This is a genomic window from Pseudomonas sp. P4_C3 (assembly GCF_056402075.1).
Map to the genome: position 1 here is coordinate 1 of NZ_JBFUIC010000201.1, position 8,493 is coordinate 8,493.

The window sequence follows — 8,493 nt, forward strand, 5'->3', positions numbered from 1 at the left end:
GCCATGGATGATGGCGCTGGTCTGGAACAGAATGCAGACCGAGGAAAACAGCACGAAACCTGCGCTGATCGCCAGTTGCAGGCCGCTGATCTGGAAGAACATGCCCGCCAGTGTCGCACCCAGCAGCACGAAGAAGCCTGCCGTGATGAAGCCGCCGAGGAAGCTCATGTCCTTGCGGGTAATCAGCACATACGCCGACAGACCGCCGAACACCAGCGCCGTCATCGCGAAAGCCGAGCTGACCACTTCAGCGCCGCCCTGCATACCCAGGTAACGGTTGAGGATCGGGCCCAGCAGGAAACCCATGAAACCGGTCAAGGCAAATGCCGATACCAGGCCCCAGGCCGAATCACGGAGTTTGTTGGTGAGGAAGAAAAGACCGTAGAAGCCGATCAGCACCACGAAAATGTTCGGGTAGCCAACACGCATCTGCTGGGCAACGTAGGCCGTCACACCGCTGAATGCCAGGGTCAGGGCGAGCAAGCCGTATGTGTTGCGCAGGACGCGGCTAACCTCTAGCTGCTCAGCCTGCACGCTGTTATTAACTGCGTAATCCTGTTCGCGCATGGCGACACTCCTGTTGGTTTGAAACGTTCAGTCGCAAAGATCATAACAGACGCTCTGTAACAAGCTACGCAGAGAGTTTGACAGTGTGTTTCATTCAGGTATTATGGCGCCCGCAACGCAAACGGAGGTGTGGCCGAGTGGTTTAAGGCAACGGTCTTGAAAACCGTCGACTGTAACAGGTCCATGARTTCGAATCCCATCGCCTCCGCCATCTTTATACGACAAAGCCCTGATTTTTCAGGGCTTTGTCGTTTCTGGCTTTTGGAAAAACCTGCCAGCCCACACTTCAGCCCACACCCTGGGTGGAGTCTTGCTTTTCGACCAGCGGCTAGTTTTTCGAATGGTCTCTTGTCCCTGTAATTCTGAAGCACCGAATAAGGAACTGATGCTCTCGGAAAAATTCCCGAAAGCGAAGAGGACTGATCGTGGCCAACCTTATGCATCGACTCAGTTCAATTTGTTCGTCTTCACTGAGCACGATGTCCTGAGAGTTCATGTGATCACTCCAGGCACTGACTGACCACAGAAGCATGGCTCAGGCTAGAAATTTATTTCTGAGACAGGACACTAGGCAAGGGAATCCCACACTTGCACCAGGCCGAGCAGATGCACCAGCCCATAGACCAGGCAGACCGCCGAGCTGATCACGATGAAGCGAATACTACGCCCAGTGCCTGCCAGCGCGAACGGTCCCAACAGGCCGCGCAGCAGGTAGACCAGGGTGATCGCGCACAATGCCGGGCGCAGCAGGGGCAAGGGATCGATCACCCCGGCACCGGACAGTGCATACGCCGCCCATGCGGCGAGCACCAGGGCAATCCCCGTCGTGACCACCGCGGGAAACCAGCGACCGGCCTGGGCCGCACGCACAAAGCGGTCGCCAGCGCCAAACAAGCGATACCAGGAAGGCCCTCCCATGATCACCCCGACATGCATCAGGGCCGCCAGCAGGCTGAGCCCGGCGCCGATCACCAGCGCCATGTTGTATTCGTTTGCCATTCCATCGCTCCTTGATGCAAATGCGCCACGGTGAGCCCCATAGACGTCGTGGCGCGTCGGCAGGGCCCGCCTTGACCACGTACTCAGCTGGTTGCCGCTTCGGCGCGGGTGCCGACGTCCATCACCTGGTAGCGCACGTGACGACCGCAGACCGCAGCGGCCGCTTCCACCCCGCCAGTCATGGCGCCAAAAATACCATGCCCGGTACGGGTCGATGCGCCGCACAGGTACAGGTTGCGGATTTCAGTCTTGGCCCCTGGCCTGTTGTGCAGGAAGTACTCCGGGGTAAAGGCCAGACCGTAGGACGTGCCCCCTTCGGAGCCGATAAAGCGCGTCACTGAAAAAGGGGTCGAGACTTCCTGATACACGATGTGGCCCGACATTCCCGGAATCACCCGTTCAGCCAGGGCAATCAGCTGGCGGGCGTACCACTCTTTCTTCTCCAGGTACACAGGGTTGGTCCGGTAGCGACCATCCGTCAGTTCGGCCTGGGTCACGCCCCAGCTTTGCGGGGTGGAAGGCACCGCCGACATAAGCTGCAGGTTATAGATGCCTGGCGGGGCGATGGCCGGGTTATCCGGGTCTTTCATCGTTGCGTTACCGATGAACAGATGGGGCTCCTCGGGAAACTCTCCGGCGAACACCTCGCGGTAGGCCTTCTCATAATCGCAGCCAGGGTAGATGCGGTAGTTGGTGTTCTTCAGGCCCATGGCCTTGAGGTCCATGTCGATGCCGAGATAGACCACGCCCATGGCCGGTGACATCTCGAACTGTTCGGCACGACGCACGGTCTGTGGCTTGAGGTGTTCACGGCCAATCAGGCCAAGCAGGGCCTGCTTGATATCGGCGTTGCAGATCACCGCGTCCGCCTTGACCACCCGCTTGCCCAAGTGCTTGTTGCTGAACTCGACGCCCACGGCACGACCGTTCTCGATCAGGATACGTTCGACCTTGGATCGCAGGAGGATCTTGCCGCCCTTGCGCTCGACCACCTCGCCCAACTTGTCGGAGAACATCTGGCCGCCACCCGAGGGGTAATAGGAACCCTGCAGGAAGTGGTTGACCACCGCGGCATGGCCAGCCATGGTCGCGCGGCTCGGCGGCTGGTGATAGACCCCCAGCTGCCCGGTCAGGATGGCCCGAAGGCGTTGATTCTGCGTACAGGTGTCGAGGAACTGCGCCACCGTCGATTTGGCATGCCGCATCAGCATCCAAGAGCGTGGCAGCACCCACAGCGCGGTCAGCGGCCGCGAGTGGATGCCCATGAAATCCCAGACCTGCTGCAGCATCTTGAAGTAGCGGTTGATTCCCGCTCGCTCCTTGGGAAATGCCTCCAGCAGCTTCTCGCGAAAGCGTTCATAGCCACGGGGAACCGCGAACTGGAAGTCGGGAAAACACAGGGTTTCGAACCCCTCCGGGTCCTGCTCGATAAATTTGATTTCACCATCATTGATACCTGCACCCCGCAAAATCCGCGGAATCAGACCGTGCTTGCCACAGTCACCGATGTAGTGCAGGCCGACGTCGAACTCATAGTCCTTGCCCTTGCGGTGGAACACCGTGGCACAGCCGCCCATTTCATAGTGCATGTCGAGCACCAGTACCTGCTTGCCGCGATTGGCCAGGGTCGCGGCAGCCGTCAGGCCACCGATGCCGGCGCCAACCACGATCACGTCAAAGGTGTCGCTTTCGAGGGTCTTGAATCGATCAAAACTTTGCATGGATAAGGTTCCAGTCGCGCATCAGGCATGGGCCAGGTGGTGGTCGCGGGTCGGATCGACCGCCTCGGCCTCACGTATCAGGTGGGGCAGCTTGTTCGGCTTGCGGCTCCAGTGTTCATGGTTCGCCAATGGCGGAATCCGCTGCAGGATCACCGGCCAGTGCTTGACCAGCTCGGCGTTGAGTTCGATGAAATGCCGGTTGCTGTCATCGAGCTGGTTCTCCGGCTGAATCGCTTCCTCCGGACACTCGGGCAGACACAGGCCACAGTCGACGCACTCCTGAGGGTTGATGGCGATAAAGTTGGGCCCTAGGTGGAAAGCATCCGCGGGGCAGATATCGACGCAGCTGGTGTGGCGGCATTGAATGCAGTTGTCAGTCACTACGTAGGTCATGGTGCGTCTCGTAAAAATCTGGTTTGACGGGGAAGTCGCCACTCAGAAGTAGCGGTCGACCAACAAACGCGCCGACAACATCGTCCCGATGAAACCTGCGCCCGGGAATGTCCAGGCCCCGACCTGGTACAGCCCCTTGACCGGGTATTTCTGCGGGAAACGGTTGAACAGGCCGGATTGTCGGGTGTTCTGCTCGAAGCCGTAGATCGCGCCCTCCGGGTTATGGGTGAACTTGGTCATGGTGCGTGGCGAGCCGCTCTCGCAGACCTCTATGTGCCGACTCAGGCCTGGAATGACTCGTTCGGCGTTGGCGATCAGCAGCTCGGTGAGTTCAAGCTTCTTGCGCCTGTAGTCGAGCTTGCCCAGCGAGTGCCACTCGCTGGCGCCCGTCAGCGTGAACAGGCCCAGGCTGGACTTTCCGGCCGGTACCATCGAAGCATCGACGTTGGAGAAGTAGTTGATCGACCAACTGGTGTTGTCGCCATGCAGCTCCCCGGCCTGGATATGCTCGAACTGTTCGCGCTGGGTTTTCTGCGGGGCGAAGAAGTGGATGTACTCCTCGGGGCCCACTCCCAACTCGCTCAGCGGGCAATCGAGCCCCAGGTAGACTTGAAACCCGGACACCGACAACTTGAGCCGGCGCAGTCGCGAGCGGTACCTGGCGTCGAAGTGCTGCTCGCCAGCCAGTGCCACGACCGCATGGGGCGAAATATTGGCCACAACATTGCGCGCCTTTACCCTGCCCGACTTGCGCGTTACCACGCCGCCGATTCGCCCGCGTTCAATCACGATCTGGTTGACCGCTGACTCCAGCTCGACCCGGCCGCCATGTTGCTCGATCACTTCGACCAGGGCATTGGACAATGCCTGGGAGCCGCCCTTGATCGAATAGCCGCCGTTCTCCAGATAGTCGATAAAGGGATAGGAAAAGTACCCGAACGCCAGGTCCTTGGCCGGTAGACCGTAGTAGCTCCATTGCGCCGACAGCACTTCCTTCAAGCGTTCGTTGGAGGTGAAACGCGAGAAGTAGTGATCCACCGTTTCATGGCCATACTTGAGCACCCGCGGATAGATCATGGGCGTGGCCACCAACCTCATCCAGAAAGGTTTGCGCGAATACAGAAAGCCGCACAGGTCCTTGTAGTTGCGCTGAGACTCGGCAAACAGGCGATTGATGTTGTCGACTTCCTCGGGAAAGAAACGGAACAACTCGCGTTTGTAACCTTCCAGGTCTCGGTGTCCAACCGTTATGTCGATGTCCTGAGAGCGATAGCGATACAGGGTCGGGTGATGAAGAAACTCGACTTTGTCCGCCACGCCACAGGCCTCGATGACATTGAACGACTCGGCGCCACGTACCACGCCGTCGAACGAATGCAGTGAAACATCGAAGTTGAAATCCTTGCGCCGAAAATTGCTGGCATAACCGCCGGGTACATTGTGCTTTTCCACCACCAGTACCTTCTGGCCTCGCTGCGCCATAAGGCTGGCACTCGCCAGCGCGCCAAGGCCCGCGCCGACGAAAACGGTATCGTATTCTTGACTCATTACATCTCCAGGCTCTGCGGCCAGATCCGGACAGCTAAATCAGACCGTCAGGCCGCCGTCGATTACGAATGTCTGACCGGTGATGTAGTCGGCCTGGGTCGACAGCAGAAAGCTGGCCAAGGCCGCCACTTCACGCACTTCACCGAAGCGCCTGAGGGGGATGGTGTCGGTGATCGACTTGCGCACCGGGTCGGCGATCTGCTCGACCATCYCCGTGGCAATGAAACCTGGGGCGATGGCGTTGACGTTGATCTTGAACCGCGCCAATTCCAGGGCCATGGTCTTGGTAATGCCGATCATCGCCGCCTTGGTCGCTGAATAACTCAACTGTCCCTTGTTGCCCTTGAACCCACTGACGGAGGACATGTGCAAGATCTTGCCGCGACGCTCGGCGGCCATCGCCGGCGCCAGGCATTTACTGAAATACACCGCCGAATCGAGGTTGGTCGCGACCACATCGCGGTAACGCTCGATATCGAACTTCAGCAACAGCTGATCGCCGGTCACCCCCATGTTGTTGATCAAGCCGTAGGGCTCGCCGAGGGTCTCCACCAACTGTGCACACACCGCCTCGACCGAACCGTGGYCCCGCCCGTCACAGGCATGCCCAAGGGCCCAGCCACCGCTGGCCGCCACTTCCCGCTCCAGTTGCAAAGCCGCGTCGGCCGAGGACTGGTAGGTGAAAGCGACCTGATACCCTTCCCGTGCCAGGGCCGAGACCAGTGCGCGTCCAATGCCACGACTGCCGCCACTGACCAGCACCCATTTGCCGTTTGAAGACTGCTGAACATCCATGATCTACATCCTTTAGCCTGATGGTCCTTGCCGTTGTTACGCGGGCACGACGGGTGTTTGAGCTTCTGCACGATTGAAGAAATCGAAGATTTCCTCGAAGTAGCGGTCCCGATGCTTCTTGTGGTTTTCCAAGTGACGACAGCCCTCGAAACCGACCATATGTAGCGCCTCGCAATCCAGGCTGAGCCCCGCCACGCTGGCAGCCGGGATAAAGCGGTCGTTGAGCCCGTAGAAATAGGCGATCGGTAGATCGCGCACGCCCTGCAACGAGTGATCAATGGCACAGGTCCCCGTGGGGACCGCCAGACGGCTGCCGCTGATCCAGCGCATAGCGAGTCGCAGCGGTCCGCGGGTGAAGTAGCTGCGCACCGAAACCGGCACACTGTCCAGCACCGCCGAGGTAAAGGGCGTGGTATCGCGCGCCAGGGCATGGGACAGGTGATAGCCGCCAAACGAACAGCCCACCAGGTGGATGGGCAGGCCGGGGTTGTCCCGGGTCACTCGCCGGGCAATCGCCAGCACATCGTCGGCAAACGCGTGGCCGCCGATGGTGCTGCGGCCGAAGCCTTTGAAGTTGAAGGCGACCACGTGATAACCCTGGTCGAGAAACGCCTGATCCAGTTTGTTCTCGAAAAAGTAATGCATGCCGTACTTGAGGAACGGATGGCACAAGAGCACCACGCCCCGAGGGTGCATGGCGGTGGTGCGCAGGGACGCCCCCTCGAGCCGGCTGCCGTCGCGTGCGACTTCGACAAAGCCTGCCGCACGACTTGGCACGTCGCGCTTCCAGCCTTGTACCTGGCGGAACATTGTCCGGATGAACAGCTTGGAAATGGCGACACCCAGCCAACCGGTCGATTGCTCGTTTTTGCTCATGCTCGCTTCCATTGTCTAGCCTTCATCTCGGCATAACCGAATGCCGCTTCGTAACTGGGACCCGCCACCCAGGCGCTGAGGAACTGCACGCCCTGCACCGGGAAGCCGTGATGGAATACATGGCCGCTGAGATCGGTACCCACCATCGCCCCATAACCCGAACCGTCGGTGTTGTTGGTGAAGCGCACATAGGTGTGGGGCGTGGCAACCTCGGTATGCAGCACATGTCCGCGCAGCCCCGGCACCTGGCTCAACAGACGCTCCACCAGGGTGTCGCTGGCCCGTTGTTTCTTGGCGCGGTATTGCGCTGTGCGGCGCTGCGGCCAATGGGCGATCGAGTCGAGCACGTTGATACACACCACCAGGCCCGCAGCCGGGTCCAGGGCGTGATAGTTGGTGACCTCGATCGGCGACATCTCCCAGAATGCCCGCTCACTGAGCGCCGCCTCATAACCGCTGCGTTCGGCGGCCATGCGCAGCTCGGCGCCTGCCGCCGGATCACCGGCGAACAGCATCGATTCGCTATGCAGCAGGCCAAGTTGCGCCGGTGGCAGGTCGGTCACCAGGTACACCGTGGTGGTCGAGCGTGCCGGTTTCAGCGCGGTGAGTTTCTCCCGAGTGGCCGCCAGCTCCACATCCGCCGCGAACAGCGACTGCACCGCGTAGTGCGGTGAAGCGTTGATGTACACCCGCGAAGAATGGAATACGCCACGATTGGTGCTGACGCCCGTGGCATTGCCTTGCCCATCGGTGAGCACCCCATCGACACCTGTGCTGAGCAGGATCTGCCCGCCGGCCTGTTCAATCCGCTGCGCCAGCAGATTGGACAGGTGCTGGGAGGAGCCCTTGACATAGGCGTTGCCACGGTTGAGCGTGGCGTACACCACATGCAGGTAGTACAGGTAGCCCAGGTCTTCCGAGTAGCCACCGACGTAGATTCCCGGTGCCGCCAGGATCTCGATCAGGTACGGATCGTCGAACAGCTCGTGCAGCGCCTGACGCACGGTCTTGTGCTTCAGGTTGCGATGCGCGAAACGCAACTGGGCCATGTCCGGCTCAAAGGTGCCGTCCAGCATCTGGAACTGGTAGTAGCCGTTGCGCCCGTAAGTTCGAACGTGCTCGAAGAAGGTCGCGATGGCCTCGGCCTGATGGGGAAAGCGCTCGACCAACAGCTGTTGCACACCGTCCGCGTCATTGGCCAGCGGCAGCGCCATGCCGTCCTGGTAGGCGCAGAAGTAGTCCTGGGGATAGACCAGGTCCAGTGTCTCTTCCAGCTCCAGATTACGCAGGATACGGATCAGGTTGCCGCCCTCGGCCATGCCACTGAGCTTATGCAGACTGCAGTCGAACACCGCGTCCTGTTTCGGCCGACTGAACGTGGAGGCATACCCGCCGACAACAATATGCTTGTCGACTACCAGCAAGCGCACCCCGGGGTCACGTTTGACCAGCATGGCCGCACAGGCCAGGCTGGTGATCCCGGCACCGACGAAGATCGCGTCCCAGGACGGCTGGCTCATTGGCGCAGCCCCAACTTGTCGACCCAGGCGTAGATCTCGGCAAAGCGCATGGCATTGAGCCGGGCGTTGTGGGC

8 protein-coding genes and 1 tRNA gene are annotated in these 8,493 nt (G+C 60.2%); 1 reads left to right on the forward strand and 8 read right to left on the reverse strand.

Features of this window, described 5'->3' with window-relative positions:
• Positions 1-567 (reverse strand): Bax inhibitor-1/YccA family protein (locus AC1DVH_RS22735; protein ID WP_477755710.1); only part of this gene is annotated, 567 nt, incomplete at its 3' end.
• A gap of 123 nt (positions 568-690) precedes the next feature.
• Between AC1DVH_RS22735 and AC1DVH_RS22740 the strand changes: the two genes are divergently transcribed.
• Positions 691-778, forward strand: a tRNA-Ser gene (locus AC1DVH_RS22740).
• Positions 779-1,134: 356 nt separating this feature from the next.
• On the opposite strand, the gene AC1DVH_RS22745 is transcribed toward AC1DVH_RS22740, so the two are convergent.
• The 7 genes from AC1DVH_RS22745 to AC1DVH_RS22775 form a co-directional block, all read right to left on the reverse strand.
• Positions 1,135-1,566, reverse strand: coding sequence for a hypothetical protein (locus AC1DVH_RS22745; protein WP_477755711.1), 432 nt, complete (start codon positions 1,564-1,566; stop codon positions 1,135-1,137).
• Between the two features lie 83 nt (positions 1,567-1,649).
• Positions 1,650-3,287: a phytoene desaturase family protein gene (locus AC1DVH_RS22750; protein ID WP_477755712.1), complete on the reverse strand. Its 1,638-nt coding sequence runs from the start codon at positions 3,285-3,287 to the stop codon at positions 1,650-1,652.
• Positions 3,288-3,308: 21 nt separating this feature from the next.
• A complete protein-coding gene (gene fdxA / locus AC1DVH_RS22755; RefSeq protein WP_457266270.1) occupies positions 3,309-3,680 on the reverse strand; it encodes a ferredoxin FdxA in 372 nt (123 codons plus the stop codon).
• A 42-nt stretch (positions 3,681-3,722) separates the two neighbouring features.
• On the reverse strand, positions 3,723-5,228 hold the full coding sequence (locus AC1DVH_RS22760; RefSeq protein ID WP_108217409.1) for a phytoene desaturase family protein: 1,506 nt from the start codon (positions 5,226-5,228) through the stop codon (positions 3,723-3,725).
• Between the two features lie 39 nt (positions 5,229-5,267).
• The gene (locus AC1DVH_RS22765; RefSeq protein WP_477755713.1) at positions 5,268-6,023 is read right to left on the reverse strand and encodes an SDR family NAD(P)-dependent oxidoreductase; all 756 of its coding nucleotides are present in this window, start codon (positions 6,021-6,023) and stop codon (positions 5,268-5,270) included.
• Positions 6,024-6,059: 36 nt separating this feature from the next.
• A complete protein-coding gene (locus AC1DVH_RS22770) occupies positions 6,060-6,899 on the reverse strand; it encodes an alpha/beta hydrolase (RefSeq protein ID WP_477755714.1) in 840 nt (279 codons plus the stop codon).
• Entirely contained in the window at positions 6,896-8,419 is a 1,524-nt protein-coding gene (locus AC1DVH_RS22775; RefSeq protein ID WP_223462823.1) for a phytoene desaturase family protein, read from the reverse strand. Before AC1DVH_RS22775 ends, AC1DVH_RS22770 begins: the two co-directional genes overlap by 4 nt.
• Between the last annotated feature and the right edge of the window lie 74 nt (positions 8,420-8,493).